A 17,973-nucleotide genomic window follows, 5' to 3' on the forward strand; every position below is an offset into this window, starting at 1 on the left:
TAAGTAATTTATGATAACAAAACGTTAATAATTTCGTTTCAGTATCTAAATAAGACGGCACTTATAATCAATTGTTACAGTTTAATACGTTAAATTGATTGTTTTTTTAATTTTGTACTACCTAAAAAAAATAATACTAATGAAGTTTTTTTCGACCATCTCTTTGTTTACGGTATTTGCGGCACTTGTTAGCTGCTCAACAACTCAAAAATTAGAAACACTAAAACCTGAACCAGATGATGCAAGTCCGTTGGTTTATGATGCAAATCCTTCGTTTATTAACCTGCCCATAACGGTTAAATTAAGTGATATTGAGAATCAAACCAATTCACTTTTGAATGGATTAATCTATGAAGACAAGAATATTGAAGATGATGATATTGAAATGAAAATATGGAAACAGGCACCCATCAAAATTCAAAATGACCCCGCAAATCCGGACAAAAAAATAAAGACTATTCTACCTCTAAAAGCAACGGTTAAATATCGAATTGGCACAAAAAAGTTAGGAATCGAACTTTATGACACACGCGAATTTAATTTAAATGGAGTCATCACTCTATCTAGTGAGGTTGCTTTGACCAATTGGAAACTTAACACCAAAACAGAATTTAAATCGTTAGACTGGAGCGAAAGTCCAACAATGATGGTTTTTGGAAAAAGTATGCCGATAACCTATTTAGTAAATCCTGCAATTTCTATTTTCAAATCTAAAATCGAAAAGAAGATAGACGAAGCAATCGAGAAATCAATGGATTTTAAGCCAAATGTTTTATCTGCACTTGAAAAAATCTGCACTCCATTTCAGATGAGTGATACTTACGAAAGCTGGTTAAGAATTGTTCCTGTCGAAATCTATTCAACCAATGCAAAACTCAAAAACGACTTATTTTTGTTAGACATGGGAATGAAATGCAATATGGAAACCATTATAGGCAAGCAACCCGAATCTAAATTTAATGCCAGTAAGATTGCTCTAAAACCCGTTGCCAAAATACCAAACCAGATCTCTGCAAATATCGCAGCAATATCAAGTTATATTGATGCTTCTAAAATTATGACCAAAAACTTTGCCGGTCAGGAATTTGGATCCGGAAGCAAAAAAATAACAGTGAAAAATGTTTCCATCTGGCATAAAGATGGAAAAATGATTATTGCGCTTGATGTTCTTGGCTCTATAGACGGAACACTTTATTTAACCGGAATTCCTCAATATAATGCACAGACAAAAGAAATTTACTTTGAAAAACTTGATTATGTTTTAGATACTAAAAGTAAATTAATGAGAACTGCAAGTTGGCTGGGACAAGCCTATATTATAAGAAAGATGGAAGAAAGCTGTCGCTATTCGATACAGCCCAATTTAGAAGAAGGCAAAAAAAGTATGGCAGCGTATCTTAAAAATTACTCGCCAATGCCGGGCGTTTTTGTAAATGGAAAAATGGAAGATATACAGTTTGATAAAATCCAATTAACCAATCAAGCCATTATTGCTTTCATAAAGATAAATGGAACTGTAAATGTTTCTGTAGACGGATTGAAATAAAATAAAAAAAGCAGTCTGAAATTAGACTGCTTTTTTCTTTTTCGATTTGTACATTCTGTAAATCAGAACACCAATTATTGCTACTAGTAAATATGGTATTATCATTAAAAAAACGATTCCGTCATTTACAGCTTCAGCCTTTTTTATATTCGAATCTCCCGCAAGCGCTGCACGACACATTGCACATTGAGCGTTTGCACTCAGAGAAAAGAAAATAGAGAAAAGAATATAGAAGCATTTCGTTGAGAAAAAATTCATAAATCCACTTCTGTTTGCCTTTCTATTTTCTTTATTCTTTATTTTATTTTCCATTTTAAGCATAATAAGGGGAAATCATTAAGTAAACTACAACACCGGTAACCGCAACATATAACCAAAGCGGAAACGTTATTTTAGCTATTTTTTTATGTCTGTCAAAACGTTTTGCCAATGCTCTAACGTAAGTAATTAACACCAAAGGAATAATTACAATAGACAATAATATATGAGTTATTAAAATAAAGAAATAAGCATAACGCAAACCACCAATCTTTGCAGTTTCGACAAGATCAAGGATTCCATCATGATTTAAATCTCCAAATTTAGTAGAGTCTGCTGTCATGTGATAAGCCACATACATTACTAAAAATGCAACAGACAATCCAATTGCAAAGGTCATTAAACGCTCATGCAATGCACGCTTCCCATTTTTAATTGCTATTACCGCCCAAACCAACACAATAGCAGTTAAACCATTTGTTGTAGCATAAATTGGAGGCAAAAACGAAAGTGGCTCAACATCGAATCCAAAATCTTTTAATTTAACGGTAAACAAAACCGCAACTACTAATGGAATTACAATTGATACTGCAATAATAAACTTGCTAAACTTTTTTTCTAATGAATTATCTTCCATTTTTATTCTTCTAATAATATTTTTATGTCTTCCTGAATGTCTCTAACTCCTTTTTTATCCAACCCATCATAGTATAAAATCGGATTACCAAATTCGTCTTTTCTACAACGAATATTTCCATCTTTATCAATTAAGGCAAATAATCCCGAATGTTCAAAACCACCATTTACTTTTTCATTTTCACCGGCATAAAGATTGAATCCTTTATTTGATAAATCCATAATAGTAGTTTTATCACCAGTAAGAAAGTTCCAGTTTGAAGATTTAACACCTAGTAATTTAGCATGATCTTTTAAAACCTTGGCTGTATCATGTGCAGGATCAATAGTAATAGAAACAATTCCGAAATTAGGATTTCCAAAAAAAGTTTTCTCAATTTCCAGCATGCTCAAATTCATCTTTGGGCAAATTGAAGGACAAGTAGTAAAGAAAAACTCTAAAACATAAACTTTCCCTTTATAAGTTTCATTTGATATTTTAGCGTTATCCTGATTCGTTAATTCAAATTTTGGAGCCGGACCAATAGTTAACAATTTAGTATCCTCTTTTGAGCTTTTCAAGCCAACATTATCCAGACGGTTTCCTTTTACAACTTCGTCATTTTTTATTCTGTCAACAATTTTTGGCACAGCGTAAATACCAAATATTAAAACGATAAAAGAAATTCCGATGTATGATTTATTTTTAAACATTTCAGTAAAGATTTAGAGTTCTTTTGTAGCGTTATGATTCTTTTTAAGAGCAGCACGATATTCGTATAAAATGATTTTAAAATCATCCAGCATTTCGTTACTCAATTCAGACGGATGAAAAGTATCATAACCTTCTTTGTAATCGTCTTTATCTTTTCTTCCTCTCAAATTTCTTTCTTTGTCGACTATGAAAACATTTGAAGTTCCAAGCTTTTGATCTAATTTTCCTTTCAGATGAAGCTGATCATAAAATGCCTGAATTTCATTAGGAGAAGCAAAAACAAAATTCCAGCCCGAAACATCGGTAAAAGGCTTCAATGCATCAACCAATTTCTGAGCCTCTGCTTCTGTTCCTAAAGGACAAATCACAACAAATTGAAGATCTTCAAATCCATTGTAGCGTTTGTAAATTTTTTCATTTAAATTGAAGTAGTTTCCTCTGTGTTCTAAAATATCAGAACCGGAAAAACCAAGAACAGTAATTTTTTTATCCAGAGAAACTTTTTTACCGTCTAAAGATTTCCAATTGCCAAAGTCAGCAATTTTAGGCGTTATTGTAGGAAGTTTTGTAAAGCTATTTACACCTGAAGCAAAAAACAAATAAGCAACAATAGGCAAAACAAAAAGCACAAAAAGAACTATATTTTTTTTCATTGTATTAATCGAAGTTTTGAGGTACAAAAATAAAAAAAGCTCCGGTAATCGGAGCTTCTTTTCGAATTAATATCATGTTAAAAATTCCATTTAATAGTAGAATCTTTAAAAACCCCATAAATATAATGTCCTTCTGTCAAAAGAATAAACAATAAATATAATACCAGGAAAATAACTGGTGAAACAACAGACCATCTAAGGCTGCTTTTTTCACCTTCCATGTGCATGAATGCCCATACTATATAATAAGCTTTGAAAATTGTAAGGATATAGAAAATCCAGTTCAACAAATTCAAACCTACAAAATGATTAAGCTCTAATACTCCTGGTTTGTAGATACCAAGAATAACCTCTACTGTAGTTACTACAGACAATAATGCAAAAACAAACCAGATTCTTTTTGTATTTGATACGTGCTCGTGTGACATAATAATTAAAATCTAAAATTAAACTAAGTAGAAAACTGTAAATACAAATACCCAAACTAAATCTACAAAGTGCCAGTATAAACCAACTTTCTCTACCATTTCGTAGCTTCTTCTTTTCTCGTAAGTACCTAATAATACATTAAAGAAAATGATAATATTAATGATAACTCCAGAAAATACGTGGAATCCGTGGAATCCAGTAATAAAGAAGAAGAAATCAGCAAACAATTTGTTTCCGTATTCGTTTCTAATCAAGTTTGCGCCTTCTACCACATATTTTGCACTTGCTAAATGAGTTTCAGATTCTGCTCTTGTTAAAACAGTTTTTTTCTTCTCTGCAGTAAGTTTCTCTGTTCTGATTAACAATTCAGGATGTGCTTTAAAACCAGCCTGCACTTCAGCTACTGAATATGTTGGCAAAGTTTCTGCATCTTGCATAAACCAAGTAGATTTACTTCTTGTTAAAGCTTCTCTTTGTTCCGGTAATTTTACAGCAAAATCTGCAAGAGCAACTCTTTTACCATCCTTATCAACAAATTGTAACAAACTTCCACCCACAGTTTCAACTGCACCGTACTCACCCTTAATGAAGTTTTTCCACTCCCAGGCCTGAGACCCAACGAAGATTAAACCTCCAATAATTGTTAAGAACATGTAAATTGCAACTTTTGTTTTCTTTAATTGATGTCCTGCATCAACAGCCAAAACCATTGTTACAGATGAAAAAATCAAGATAAAAGTCATTAAGGCTACATAATACATCGGAGCCGAAACACCATGCATAAAAGGAAAGTGAGTAAACACATCATCAGCCAGTGGCCAAGTTTCAATAAATTTAAATCTAGAAAAACCATAGGCTCCTAAAAATCCAGAAAATGTCAAGGCATCTGATACGATAAAAAACCACATCATCATTTTACCATAACTTGCTCCTAGTGGCTGAATCTCATGACCGCCTCCCCAAGTTTTTTCGTCGTTGTTTGCAGTAGTAACTGTCGCTCCCATAAAAGATATTCGTTAAAAAGTTCCCAAATTTACGTTTTTTTCTTATTTAAAGAAATATAAAAATAAAAATAATAATACCCATAATAAATCCAAAAAGTGCCAATACATCGCACCTAGTTCTATACCAAGAGTTTGGGTCGGATTGTATTTTTGTTTAAAATGATTATAAATTATAATTAAAAGTGAAATTAACCCTCCTGCAACGTGCAACAGGTGCATAAGTGCTATTACATAAAGAAATGTTGTAGTAATTGAACTACCTTGTCCGGTCATATAATAACCGCTTTCTATAATTTGACCGAATCCTGCAAATTGCAGAATAACGAATAGAATTCCTAAAGCTAATGTTCCGAACAAAAAAGCTGTAGTTGCACTTCTATTGCCTTTTTCAATCGCTTTTTTAGCCAGATAAAACATAACACTACATCCAATAATAACTACTGTACTGTAATAAAATGCAATTGGTATTTGAAAATTCTGCAACCAGTCTGCTCTTGATTTACTTACTACAAATGCACTTGTAAGTCCGGCAAACATCATGGTCATACTAACCATTGCGAATAACAAAATCAGTTTTGCCGATTTTGATTTCCTTAATTGTTCCTCACTTGTTGTCATTGTCATTTCCATAACTATCTTAAAAATTTATCTACTATAAATACGATTTGCAGTAATGAAATATACGAAACACTTACTAACATTAATGTTCTGGCAGATTTTGGTGTTCGAAGCTGATACAATTTTACAGCATAAAACAACATCCATAATCCTAACAAAAACACTAAAACCGCAGCAATTGGCGAAATAAACAGCTGCCCGGTATATCCTAGTGCTGGTAATAATGATGCTGCGATAAGCCAAACGGTATATAAAATAACCTGCAAAGCGGTTCCTTTATCTTTTTTTCCTGTTGGCAACATGAAGATTCCTGCTTTTTCATAATCTTCGTATAAAAACCAGCCAATAGCCCAAAAATGCGGGAATTGCCAGAAAAACTGAATTAAAAATAAGGTTCCGGCTTCAATACCAAATTCCCCTGTAGCCGCAACCCATCCTAACATAAACGGAATTGCTCCAGGAAAAGCGCCCACAAAAACAGACAAAGAGGTCACTGTTTTTAGAGGTGTATATATACTTGTATATAAAAAAATCGAAATTGCAGCAAACATGGCTGACTTTGCATTGATTGTATACAATAAACTTATTCCCAGAATAGTCAATAAGCTTGCAACAAGTAATGCAACTTTTGGAGACATACGTCCAGAAGGAACCGGGCGGTTTTTAGTTCGATCCATCAATGCATCGATATCTTTTTCTATTACCTGATTAAACGCATTTGATGCTCCAACCATGCAATAACCGCCAATAGATAAAACTAACAAAACACTCCACTTAAAAGGATGTTCTTCATTGACTCCTAACAAATATCCTGCAATTGACGAAAACAAGACACTAATTGCTAAACCAGCCTTAGTGATCTCTTTAAAATCCAGAAATATTGATTTGGGTGAAATAGTATTTTTTGTAGCGTTCAAACCGTTATTGTTTGTATATTTTTTTTGAGTGCTGCAAATGTACAAATTAGATTGTAGAATTTAGAACTATAAAATTAGATTTTTTTCAATAAAACCTTTACAAAATAAGGACTTGTAAATCTTTAACACTATTATTTCGAAAAATCTTATTAAAAATCCTAGTAATCAAAATACCAATTAAAAATATCTGAACGCAATCCGATAGAAAACCAGGTTGTATTTTGCTTAAAAGTTGTTGCTGTTTCCTGAGTCGGATCAAAATTTCTATATATAAAACTTCCAAACAATTTCAGGTTCGTCATTGGGTTTATTAAATAACCTCCCTGAACATCTGCAATAAAAACACTTGTTTTGTTTCCTTGTCCAACTTTTACACCTGTATTATAAGGACGTTTTTCGTCGTAACTTTTATAAATATTACCTCCGTAATTGTAGCTGTCGGCTGTAGTATTAAAATCCAGACCTCTTGTTCCTGTTGTCACTTTAGCATCACCAAAAATACGCCCCTTGTGGTAACGACCAATTAAAACAAGCTCGTTAAAATTTCCTCCCCATTGATGACCAACGCTCTGGTTATTATGCCCGTAATTTGTTATTACCGCGCTGTGCGCATAAACATAAGGACGCACATGATTGTATTCTACCTGTACTAAAAGATCTTTTACATTGAAAGCATTGAAATATTTTCCTCCAATTTGAAAACCAAATTTATTTTTCCAGCTTTGATCTCCCGCTTTCACATCAGAAACCGAAAATTCATCGATCAAAAACTGACCGTACAAGTTTACATTATTATTCCATTTGTATTTTCCTGTAAAACCTAGTAATGCATTTCCACTTTTTGAAGAAGATCCAAACTCAACCGCACGATAAAAAATAATAGGATTTATAAAATTAGCATCAAATCCTCTATTATTTGAATCTGTCCAGACTACTGACTCGAAAAAACCTAAATTCAATCTATTAGAAACATTCCAGCTCAAATAGTGATTCGCCATAAATTTAGTAGCATAGGTCTTCTCTGCTGTTACTTCAGGACGCACATCCTTAAGCCACATATAGGTATTGGTATATTTAATTTTCCAGAAAGTAGTGTTGATTTTAAAATACGGATATGGGCTGACTCCGTCGCTTTCAAGCAAAGAACGGTATCCATCTCCAATAAAATTTCTTCCATACCCTAATTGTAAATCAAAGAATTTACTTGGCACATAAGTAATATTTGCTTCTGCCATAGGAAAATCATACGCATCTGTTTTAAATCTTTTTGCAATTCCAATTCCCGGAATAATAGCAGGGTTTCCTCCAGAAGGCTTTATCGATTCTGCATAATCATTATAATAACCCGCAAATCTTCCCTGACTTTCAAAAACGGTAGTGGTAAAATTAACCTGTTTTCCCAGCCCTCCTCTAAAATTCAAAGCACGTGTATTTACATAAGTATAAGAAGCATCTAAATCTGATGCTTTACCTACTTGCAAATCAAGAATTGGATTTAATACAAACCAATAGTCTTCACCCTGAATCTGCACCAGATTTTCGTTCCACCATTTTCTTCCTAACCAGGTTGAAACATTTTTCTGAAGAGATTCATTAACCGCTTTCAGATTATAATATTTAGAAACTTCTGCATATGTATAAGGTTTTGAAGCAGTATGATTGTTACTCCCAACCTGGTTCATCGCTCCGTCAAACTGCGCATAATAACTGTGTGAAAAAGGAATATTCAAATGACTTTCGAACTCAGGATTTCGATACTTTTTAGACACTATACTATCCAGTTCTGTCATTGGCTTCTCAGCTGGCTTTAAAATTTCGGCTGCCGCCAAGGCTTCTGCTTCAATTTGCTGAGAACTTTTTAAAGGAATAGCAATCGAAATGGTATATTTTGAATAGGTCGGTTTACCATTATAGGTTGATGGTTTTATTTTTGGAAACTTCTCAAAAACACGTTTAGCTTCTACAGACAACTCATCATTTCCTGCATTAACATAAATTACTTTAAATACCCCTTCGCTATCTACTTCAAAGAGTACTTTTACCTCACCTTTATAATTGGATTGTTTTAAATTTGCAGGAACTTCAAAATTTTGAAAAACAAAATCCTGAACTTCCCTGTAAAAGCAATTTTCTAATTTTTTAGATTCTAAATTTTCACAATTTGGAAAAACAGGAAACTTTTCACTTGTAAATCCGGACTGAACTGAAGAGTTATTATTTTGTTGCGCAAAAACAGTTATAGAGGCTAACATTAAAACAAAAGATAAAACATTTTTGTTTTTTACGTAGGTTTTGATTTTCATTTAATATTGATTTTGGGTATTTTCTCCATTTGCAATAGCCTTTGCAGCTGAAGTTCCGATGCGTTTAACTCCTAAACGAATCATTTCTATTGCTTCTTTATATGAGCGGACTCCACCAGCCGCTTTAACTGATAAAGGAGAGGCATTTTCTAACATTATAATAATTGCAGGAACAGTTGCTCCGTTTGGCAAATCATTTTCAGTTTTAAAAAAACCTGTCGATGATTTTACAAAAACTGATGCGTAATCCTCTTCTTTAAAATTAGATATGACTACGTTTTTGATCAGCACCGAAAGCTGTATAATTTCTTTTTCGGTCAGGGCTGCGATTTCAATAATCCATTTTACAGTTTTATTATGCGCCAATCCTATTTGTGTACCTACTAAGATTTCTTTTTTTACCAGTTCAAGGTCTCCATTTTTAAAAGCTTCATAATTACAGACAAAATCTAAATCATCTGCTCCATTTAGAATGGCTTCATTTGCTTCTTTAATTTTCTCCTCCAACTCTGATTTACCTTGAGGAAAATCAATAACAGTACCTATAAGCAAACTCGAATGGGCTGCTATTATCATTTCTTTAGCTAAAGAAACAAATTCAGGCCTGATCATTATTAATTTGAAACCTTCTGTTATAGCCTCTTCAATTGTATTTTTTACAATAACAAAATTCTCTGCATCCGAAATTCCCGCCTGGGAAGCCGTCTTCAAATAAGTGGAATCAAGATATTGTTTTACGTTCATAACTTTTAAAATTCACAGAGTTGCGACAAAAATACATTTAATATTGAGAAAAAAAACAATCTTTTGAAGCTTGATTTTTAGACAATAAAAAACCCACCGAAGTGGGTAATCTTATTCTTATATTTTATCGATTTGTTTCTTAAAAGCTATTGCCGTAAAGACACCGACTGTAGCACCAATTGTATTTGCTAAAACATCTGACACATCCGAAGCTCGTGTAACTGTAAAAACGCTTTGCAAAATCTCTATTGTAATACCAAAAAAAACAGAAAATATAAATGCGATTAAATAGGCTTTATAATCGTCTGTCGTTTTTCCTTTAAGTTCTTTTTTGAAAAACAGAATCCATGAAAGTGTAAATCCAAAATGAAAACAAAAATGTACAATCTTATCTATACTTGGAAAATTTACCGCTGGTATATTACTTGAATCTGTCAGACAAAAATAAGCAATTATACCTGAGCAGATAATCGCCCAAAGTAAAAGGAGTTGTTTAGGCACCTATTAATTGTTTGTAAGCTTCGTCAGATAATAGAGAATCGATCTCTGATGGATCAGCGATTTTTACTTTGATCATCCATCCTGCTCCATAAGGATCAGAATTTACTGTTTCAGGCGCGCTTTCTAAACTATCATTAAAAGCAATGATCTCTCCAGTTAATGGCAAAAACAAATCTGAAACTGTTTTTACTGCTTCAACAGTTCCAAAAACTTCATCTTTATCAAGTGTCTGATCTAAAGTTTCCACCTCAACATATACGATATCTCCTAATTCTTTTTGTGCGAAATGCGTAATTCCTACTGTAGCTACATCTCCTTCGATGCTAATCCACTCATGATCTTTTGTGTACTTTAAATTTGCTGGTATGCTCATAATTGTGTGTTTGTAAATTGATAATTTAATAATTTAGTCACAAATGTAATAATCTTCTAATAAAATTTGGTTTACAAACTCAAATTTAATTTCCAAAATTGTAACGAAGTGTAAATCCTGATCTAATATTAGTTAACGGAAACGATGTTGATATTACAGCTTTTGAGAACGAATGATCGTAATAAAATATAGCCGTAAGGTTCTTACTAAAGGCGTAATCTGCCGTAAGTTTTAATGTCCAGATATTTTGACCTGCCGCCAATTGATTGTTATCATAATCTAAATAACGCACCAATGTCTGGTTATTTCTATACGAGAAATCAGCTTTAATGTTGATATCACTTTTTATAATTCCGGTTGGACTATCTGCCAATCTTGACGAGAATATAACATCTTTAAAACGATACCCTAAACCTACTAAATACTCAATACCTTTTACTTCTGTCAACAAGTTATTATCAAAACTCATCGATAATGCTCTGTCTTTTTTAATTTCACTTAGTAAACGCAAAGAGCTTTTTAATTCGAAATCTACTCGAACCAAAGGACTAAACTGCTCTACTAAATTGACATTTGACATGATCGTTTTATTAAAGAAATTTGTATTTAAATCTTGCCCTGAAGGGTTTTCATTGTAATCAAAATTAGACCTAAACTGATTGATCGTATAAGATGCTCTATAATTATGCTGCAAAGAAAAACGTTTAAATCTGTCTTTAAAATACTTATAACGCATTAAACCATTATACTTAATACTCCAGTTTGGAATAGGAAAACTTCTAAAAATATCTGTTGAGCTACTTGATGCATTACTTCCTGTATAAGCCGCTAAAAACGAAGGCAGCAAAACAGCCTGATTACTTTTTGTAAAACCAATTGGGTATCCAACATTTGATGAATAAATAGCATAGTTCGGATCTCCTTCTGCCGGAATAGGATTGTTTGCATCACCATATCTTGGTATTGTAACTCCTGCACCATAATGATCTTCGGCAAGACGATTTGCAATAGTTAATCGGTTATTTCTAAAATCATCAAATGCCGCAGATTGTGTCTCATTACTGGTAGAAAAAGCGGTCTTTATTAAAACCGTTGAAATAGAAAACATTCCATAACTGTAAGGCGATAATGGCGTATATTCCCCATCGATAACGCTATATTGTTCTGATGAATTTTTAGAATATGCACGATCCATTGCCAAATCTATTTTTAAATCAGGAAGCAAATCTATATTTGCCGTGATCTTTAAAAGTTCGTTTTGCACCTGCGTAAAGTTCTGATTGAAATTTTCATAATTTGTCAACCAGCCATTCTTTGCAGCCTCGTAACGCACATCATCCTGGCTTCCAAAAATAAAACCTAAACTTGGTTTTGCTGTTCCTAAGAACCCAACACTTGGCGTATATCCAGGTAAAACGGTTCCGCTATTTTTAGTATAATTAACCTGAATGTTTTTAACACTTGTCAAAACTCCAATCATTCCATCATAAAACGGACTATTGTTTACAACAGGTTTTGCTGTGTTCACCACTTTTTCTCCTGGCTTAGGCGGTGCAGCCGGTTTAGTTTTAGCTGTTTTCTTAGCTCCCGGAGTTAAACCTAAATACTTATACAGCATATTCATATTTAACGTTGTCGTAAATGTATTTGAATTTGCATTCTGAATTGTATTTCCAAGATTATACTCTGTTCCGGTATCATCAACAAATTGAGACAAAGCAGTCGAAGAACGCTGCCAGCTATAATCTGCTGTATAAGAATAACTCGCTTTAATAAAACTAAAAATTGGCAATTTATTAATTGGTATATCCCAGTTTAAAACTAATTGCTGCACATGTTGATTTGGGGTTCCGATATCCCAATAGCTATCCCAGATATTAAAATCTTCCTTAGGCGTATTATCAGCGTTCAGATAATTTTTTACAATATTATTTGATGCCGCAGTGTAATTTATTTTTACTGATTTTGTCAAATTATATCCAAAACCATACTGATAATTAAAGGCAAAATTTCGTCTGTATAACGGATCTAAACCAATTCCTTCAACTTCAACCAATCGATACTGCTGACGGTTACTTTGTCTTAAAATATTCGTATTAAATGAAATATTTGAAGGCAGATAATTAAAGTTAAAATCGCTTAATAATTTCCAGTACTCGCTTTTCTTCATGAATTCGTTCTTCTTGAACGGAACCACTTCTTTTGGCTGAAAAGTATAAGCATAATTAACGGCCGTATTTGATTGCTCATCTTCATAGCTTTCTACTTCATAATCATGTCGCTCTACCTGATTGTACGATTGCGAGAAAGTAAAATTCTCAACATCATAAACATGCGGTTTCTGCTCTGGAGCTCTGTCTTTTCTAACCCCTATAAAGTTAATACTCTTACGCTTTGTATAGTCAACTGCACGGGTTCTGATATTATCCTTTTCGTTAGGATCAGTAGTTTCATTTATTAACTGATCTAATTTGATATCCTGGTTAAAAGGGTCGTATTCCGGAGTAATAACTTCTTCACCAATAGCATAATTAAAAGGTAAATTAATTCCCCATTTACGAGGCATTAATTTTCCTAAATTCAAATTCGTAACAATATTATACTGCTGAATATCTTCACGATCTCTCTCGTTTGCACCTTGCTCTAAAGATCCAAATCCAATTGTACTCTTCTTTCCTGTAGCAGAAATGGTTGCAAAATCTGCCATATTGGTATCAACATTTAATAATGCTGCCATACCACCTTTGTTTTCTAAATCAGACATTCGAAGCTCATTAAACCAAACTTCTCCTTTAATGTCTTTATGATCTGCCCTGCTTTTAACTCCGACCATTAAATTCCTGACCAAACCAAAATTTGGATTTCCTTTAATACCCAGTTTTAATCTGCTGTCACCATCTCCTCCGCTTTGACTTAAATCATCATCCGGATAATAAATACCATTAATATCTCTTTTATCAGAGTTAATATCGATACTCATGGCCTTAATTTTCATTCTGGTCAGTAAATCAAGCGCCAAATCAATATTGTTATCATCCATCCAAACTAAATCAGGACTTATAGAACAACTTCCTCCGGTTTGTGTCACTTTTAATGGAATTTCGATCTGATAAAAGTTTTGCGTAAAGTCATTACCAAAACGAATAAAACCAACCATTTCTTCGTCTAATAATGCACTTTCATTTGGCAACGATTCTGCATGTAAAAACATTTTCAGTTTTTTGTACTGACGCATATCAACGCTCACATTTTTAAAAACTGCTCTGGAATCCTGATATTGTAAACCTGCACCACCAACCCTAAGGGCTAATGATTGCTCATTTTGATTGATAACAGTATTATTATTATACAATTGCTCTCTTTGAACTCCCGGAGGAATTACATAGTTCACAGGACATTTTGTGCTATTTTCCTGAATATTAACAGCTGCAACATCAAATTCAACTCCATCATCATCCGGATTTGGATCATTTGCGTCAAGAGTTCCTGTATATCTTCTCCATTCTCCTCTTACTAAATCTAACGCTCCAAAACGCACCGTCATCTGGTCATTAAAACCTGTCATAAACATACGCATGAAACGAATAGACCTAAAATCTGTAATATTTCCAATTGTGTTTTGTGGCTGTGAAACCGGGATTTTAAACTGAATCCATCTTGCGGTTGTTGTACTTCCGTTTGGCAGCTCTACATTAGTGACTTCACGAATATCAGTAATATAATTTTGCCCAACCTGCATTCCTGGTTTTACATCAATACTATATTCATAATACGCATTGATGGTACTCATGGTATTATCACGATTAATATCTTCAACATCCGGCAAAGTTGTAGATCCCCTGTTTGGATCATCAACACTTACCGCAGAGTTATTTTCTACTCCATTATATTTTTTATAACGATTAATAACATCTCCATCTGTATTTAAATAATACTTGTAGTTATCTGCCGCAGGATCTTCTTCTCCCGCATAATTCGTATAAACTGCTCCTTCCTTAGCATCTGGTAAACCATCTAAACCTACGTCCTGATTTTTACGGTTATCCGGATTGGTATCAAAAGCATAGATTAACGATTGCGAAGCCGGAACATCTCCCCAAAGCGGTTGCGGATTAACCATTACCTGACCTGGTCCTAGCCCGTTTTCATATTGTTTTCTTCCGTCTTTTAAAACATCTTCAGAAATTTCACCTAAGTTAAAATAAATCTTTCCTGTATTGTTTGCAGGTGCTTCGGCATTTCCAACATACGGATCAAGTACCCAAAACTGAATATACTCAACATTCCCCTGTTCAAAATTGGTTGAATTTAAAGCACGCATAATTCCACCAAAATTAGAAGAGGCCGGACCTGCACTAAAATTTGGATTGTTGTTGTAAGCTCCCCTGTCTGATGGGAAATAAGTTAAATCCAGTGTATTAATAACCTGAATTTGTCCTTGGGCAATATCTGTATTTGGATATAATTCTTTACTGTAAATCCTTCTTGTTGTATTTAATGACAAATCATCATTTGAAATTCCGGATGGTTTAGACGAGTAAAACACAGGATCAATTGTATACCATGCCAGTTTTGCACGTTTGTAACCATACTCTAACGTATTTGAATTGGCATTAAAAGTATTATCATTGATCGAATTTACAAATGGTGTTGAGGCCAAACTCCACGCATAAGCCGATCGCATATCGATTGTTGATTGTGAGCCTTCAAAATCGTCAATATAAATTGTTGCTTCACCCTCAAAATCACTGGCTTTTGGTGCATCTGGTTTTAAAAATGCTACTTCACCACGAACCGAAAGATTAGAAGGAACATCTGTATCAATATTTGGCAATTTATTTACCAGCCTGGTAAAGAAAGGAACTTCGGTTGCATAATTACCATTAAACCCAAAAATTGTATTATTTACAGATTCTTGTCCGTAACTGGATTTTTGTGTAAAAGGTTTTTCACTCATTTTTAAATAAGTACCTCCAACTACAAATTTCTCTGAAATTTTGTGCTCAACATTAAATCCTATAAATCTTCTGGTTTGTTGTCCAAAAATGGAATTATTCTCTAAGGAAACTTCGATTGGTGTATTTGAAGCCTGAAGTGACGGATCCAGAATCTGAACACGACCTAATTGATAATCGACACTATAATCGATTCCTTCTACCAATCTTCTTCCTGCTGCCATTACTACAACAGATCCTTGCGGCACGTTGAACGCCCCGATTGGAATACCACTACTTCCTGATGATTTATATTTTCCTCTTAGTAAGAATTTATTTTTATCACTATCCTGCAAAGCGCCAGATTGTGTGTTTTTATACATATTTCTAAATACATACTTCTGCTGATTTGCATTATAAGTACTTGGATTATTATAATCCTCCCCGGAACCGGAATTCTGCAGTTTCTTAAATATCAGCTCCCCAAAAGGCTCTTTGGTGGTAAAAATGATTCGTCCGTTCTGTACGTCAACGGTAATACCCGGAATGTAATCGAAGAAACCATCTCCTCCTGTTTGCGGATCATTATTATAATTTAGTCTGTCCAGATTAAATACATTTAATAAAGGAGTCTGATCTACTTTATTATCCGGAGTTGGGTTTGTTGGAAAAGTTGTTCCCTGAACCGGCGTAATATAATTTATTGGAGAAGGATCTGTATAAAGAATATTCATTCTAAAATCATCCTGCTTAATTTGATACGCCTGAGGAATTTGATAAACGTTTTTCATCATCAGGTTCCAAACCGGATTTTGAACGTTTGTCAAATTGCTCTTCAACATCTTTAAAACCAAACTTTGTGAAATAATTGCCTGATTTGAACTATTATTTCCTGTTACAACTGTAGCATCAAGTCCATCACTTCCAAATTCTCCTACCTGATATACTTTACCTCCAACAGTATATTCAAAAGCAACTGCTAAAATTTCATCATTTGCTAAACGCTGCTGTAACGAAATATATCCTAACTGCGGATTAAAAGTAAACTCATTCGCTGTTAATTTACGGGCATTTTCTAATATAGAGTAATCGGTTCCCTCACTTACGTTTGTATTATTGAATCCTGATTTTGCCGTTACAATTTCTCTTATGTTTGAATTTAAATAGGAACCAGGCTGGCCAATTGCAGCAGGATCATATTTATTGTTATCATTTTCTGTTGGAGAATCTATAGGGTTATTAAAGAAACCTGTTGATGAACTAATAACAACTACCTGATTATCCGGAATACCACTAATTTGCCCTTCACCTAAATCCTGAAGTGCAATAATATTACGTAAGTTATTACTGGTCGTACTTACTCTGTTTTGTTTATTGGTTACCCATACCTCTATTCTGGTTACCTGCACACGGCTATCTATAACCGGATAGTTTTTTAAAGAGGCATCGTATTTATTTCTAAAGTATTGTGACAAGAAAAAGTGTCGGTCATTATCATAGTCTAAAGCATACAAATCAAAATTTTGAACTGTACCACCTCCTTCGGCTACAACACTCTTTGTTTGCGATTTTTGTTCTGAGAAAACACCTGTTACAGTTGTTCTTCCAAATTGCAGTTGGGTCTTTACACCAAATAAACTTTGAGCCCCTCGAATTAAGGTACTGTTTAATGGCATACTCACGTTACCTACCTCAACTTTTTGAATAATATCATCTTCTGAGGGTGTATAAGCAAGCTTAAATAAGTTTTGAAAAGCAAATGTAGATTGTGTATCGTAATTGGCATTTACCTCTAATCTGGTTCCTACTTTCCCCATTAAACTCATACTGATTCTCTGGTCAAAATCAAATGTAAGGCTTGATCGGTTTCTAGGTGAAAATGATGGGTTATCCTGTTTGGTGTATCGAACTCCCAAATCCATTTCTACAGATCCCGTGGGCTTTACGTCTATTGTATTACTTCCGAAGATGCTTTCGAAGAAACCTGAATTAATGTAATATCGCGGAAGCAAATTCTTCTTTGCTGCCTCACTTCCTGCTTTTTTACCATCAATAGCGTCCATTTTTTTCTTAAAATAATCTCTTCTGGATTCTTTAAGAACTAAATCTTCGTACTCTTTTGGAGTTAAAATAATAGGATAGTTGATCGAAAAACCATCAACTGTATTGGTGTAGATATAACGATCTGTAATGGGATCATATTTATATGCCGAAAGTATGCTTGGCGGGTCTTGCAACTCCATTTTTCCTACAGAAAATTGAGTTTTAGTTGTATCCTGAGTCGCCGGATTTACTTGCGATTGCAAAACATTACCGCAAAATAAAACCAGTAAAAAAATACAAATTTTACGCATACAATTGGT

At 33.8% G+C, this 17,973-nt stretch carries 14 protein-coding genes; 1 reads left to right on the forward strand and 13 read right to left on the reverse strand.

The window, feature by feature from the left end:
- The first annotated feature begins 139 nt into the window (after positions 1-139).
- Positions 140-1,546: a DUF4403 family protein gene (locus tag OLM51_RS19740; RefSeq protein WP_264552283.1), complete on the forward strand. Its 1,407-nt coding sequence runs from the start codon at positions 140-142 to the stop codon at positions 1,544-1,546.
- A 21-nt stretch (positions 1,547-1,567) separates the two neighbouring features.
- On the opposite strand, the gene OLM51_RS19745 is transcribed toward OLM51_RS19740, so the two are convergent.
- From OLM51_RS19745 to sprA, 13 genes are all read right to left on the reverse strand, one after another.
- On the reverse strand, positions 1,568-1,867 hold the full coding sequence (locus OLM51_RS19745) for a hypothetical protein (RefSeq protein ID WP_264552284.1): 300 nt from the start codon (positions 1,865-1,867) through the stop codon (positions 1,568-1,570).
- Complete coding sequence (locus OLM51_RS19750; protein WP_264552285.1) at positions 1,860-2,441, reverse strand: DUF420 domain-containing protein; 582 nt, start codon at positions 2,439-2,441, stop codon at positions 1,860-1,862. Before OLM51_RS19750 ends, OLM51_RS19745 begins: the two co-directional genes overlap by 8 nt.
- A 2-nt stretch (positions 2,442-2,443) precedes the next feature.
- Positions 2,444-3,133: an SCO family protein gene (locus tag OLM51_RS19755; RefSeq protein ID WP_264552286.1), complete on the reverse strand. Its 690-nt coding sequence runs from the start codon at positions 3,131-3,133 to the stop codon at positions 2,444-2,446.
- A 12-nt stretch (positions 3,134-3,145) separates the two neighbouring features.
- Positions 3,146-3,787 (reverse strand): hypothetical protein, encoded by a 642-nt coding sequence (locus OLM51_RS19760; protein ID WP_264552287.1) that lies wholly within the window; start codon positions 3,785-3,787, stop codon positions 3,146-3,148.
- 77 nt (positions 3,788-3,864) lie between these two features.
- Positions 3,865-4,215 (reverse strand): cytochrome C oxidase subunit IV family protein, encoded by a 351-nt coding sequence (locus OLM51_RS19765; RefSeq protein WP_264552288.1) that lies wholly within the window; start codon positions 4,213-4,215, stop codon positions 3,865-3,867.
- Between the two features lie 18 nt (positions 4,216-4,233).
- A complete protein-coding gene (locus tag OLM51_RS19770) occupies positions 4,234-5,220 on the reverse strand; it encodes a cytochrome c oxidase subunit 3 (RefSeq protein ID WP_264552289.1) in 987 nt (328 codons plus the stop codon).
- A gap of 42 nt (positions 5,221-5,262) precedes the next feature.
- A complete protein-coding gene (locus OLM51_RS19775; RefSeq protein WP_264552290.1) occupies positions 5,263-5,850 on the reverse strand; it encodes a heme-copper oxidase subunit III in 588 nt (195 codons plus the stop codon).
- 2 nt (positions 5,851-5,852) lie between these two features.
- Complete coding sequence (cyoE, locus tag OLM51_RS19780) at positions 5,853-6,755, reverse strand: heme o synthase (protein WP_264552291.1); 903 nt, start codon at positions 6,753-6,755, stop codon at positions 5,853-5,855.
- 158 nt (positions 6,756-6,913) lie between these two features.
- On the reverse strand, positions 6,914-9,058 hold the full coding sequence (locus OLM51_RS19785; RefSeq protein WP_264552292.1) for an energy transducer TonB: 2,145 nt from the start codon (positions 9,056-9,058) through the stop codon (positions 6,914-6,916).
- Positions 9,059-9,802 (reverse strand): deoxyribose-phosphate aldolase, encoded by a 744-nt coding sequence (gene deoC / locus OLM51_RS19790; RefSeq protein ID WP_264552293.1) that lies wholly within the window; start codon positions 9,800-9,802, stop codon positions 9,059-9,061.
- Positions 9,803-9,919: 117 nt separating this feature from the next.
- On the reverse strand, positions 9,920-10,303 hold the full coding sequence (locus tag OLM51_RS19795) for a VanZ family protein (protein ID WP_264552294.1): 384 nt from the start codon (positions 10,301-10,303) through the stop codon (positions 9,920-9,922).
- A complete protein-coding gene (gene gcvH / locus OLM51_RS19800) occupies positions 10,296-10,676 on the reverse strand; it encodes a glycine cleavage system protein GcvH (protein WP_264552295.1) in 381 nt (126 codons plus the stop codon). Before gcvH ends, OLM51_RS19795 begins: the two co-directional genes overlap by 8 nt.
- An 85-nt stretch (positions 10,677-10,761) precedes the next feature.
- Entirely contained in the window at positions 10,762-17,964 is a 7,203-nt protein-coding gene (gene sprA / locus OLM51_RS19805) for a cell surface protein SprA (protein WP_264552296.1), read from the reverse strand.
- Positions 17,965-17,973: the final 9 nt, after the last annotated feature.

It is taken from the genome of Flavobacterium sp. N2038, assembly GCF_025947185.1.
Classification (GTDB): Bacteria; Bacteroidota; Bacteroidia; order Flavobacteriales; family Flavobacteriaceae; genus Flavobacterium.

Bases quoted from the DNA above. Each gene is read 5' to 3' on its own strand.
- OLM51_RS19740 (WP_264552283.1), top strand. From the start codon at position 140: ATGAAGTTTTTTTCGACCATCTCTTTGTTTACGGTATTTGCGGCACTT.
- deoC (WP_264552293.1), bottom strand. From the start codon at position 9,802: ATGAACGTAAAACAATATCTTGATTCCACTTATTTGAAGACGGCTTCC.
- OLM51_RS19755 (WP_264552286.1), bottom strand. From the start codon at position 3,133: ATGTTTAAAAATAAATCATACATCGGAATTTCTTTTATCGTTTTAATA.
- OLM51_RS19765 (WP_264552288.1), bottom strand. From the start codon at position 4,215: ATGTCACACGAGCACGTATCAAATACAAAAAGAATCTGGTTTGTTTTT.
- OLM51_RS19750 (WP_264552285.1), bottom strand. From the start codon at position 2,441: ATGGAAGATAATTCATTAGAAAAAAAGTTTAGCAAGTTTATTATTGCA.
- sprA (WP_264552296.1), bottom strand. From the start codon at position 17,964: ATGCGTAAAATTTGTATTTTTTTACTGGTTTTATTTTGCGGTAATGTT.
- OLM51_RS19770 (WP_264552289.1), bottom strand. From the start codon at position 5,220: ATGGGAGCGACAGTTACTACTGCAAACAACGACGAAAAAACTTGGGGA.
- OLM51_RS19745 (WP_264552284.1), bottom strand. From the start codon at position 1,867: ATGCTTAAAATGGAAAATAAAATAAAGAATAAAGAAAATAGAAAGGCA.
- OLM51_RS19760 (WP_264552287.1), bottom strand. From the start codon at position 3,787: ATGAAAAAAAATATAGTTCTTTTTGTGCTTTTTGTTTTGCCTATTGTT.
- gcvH (WP_264552295.1), bottom strand. From the start codon at position 10,676: ATGAGCATACCAGCAAATTTAAAGTACACAAAAGATCATGAGTGGATT.
- OLM51_RS19775 (WP_264552290.1), bottom strand. From the start codon at position 5,850: ATGGAAATGACAATGACAACAAGTGAGGAACAATTAAGGAAATCAAAA.
- OLM51_RS19785 (WP_264552292.1), bottom strand. From the start codon at position 9,058: ATGAAAATCAAAACCTACGTAAAAAACAAAAATGTTTTATCTTTTGTT.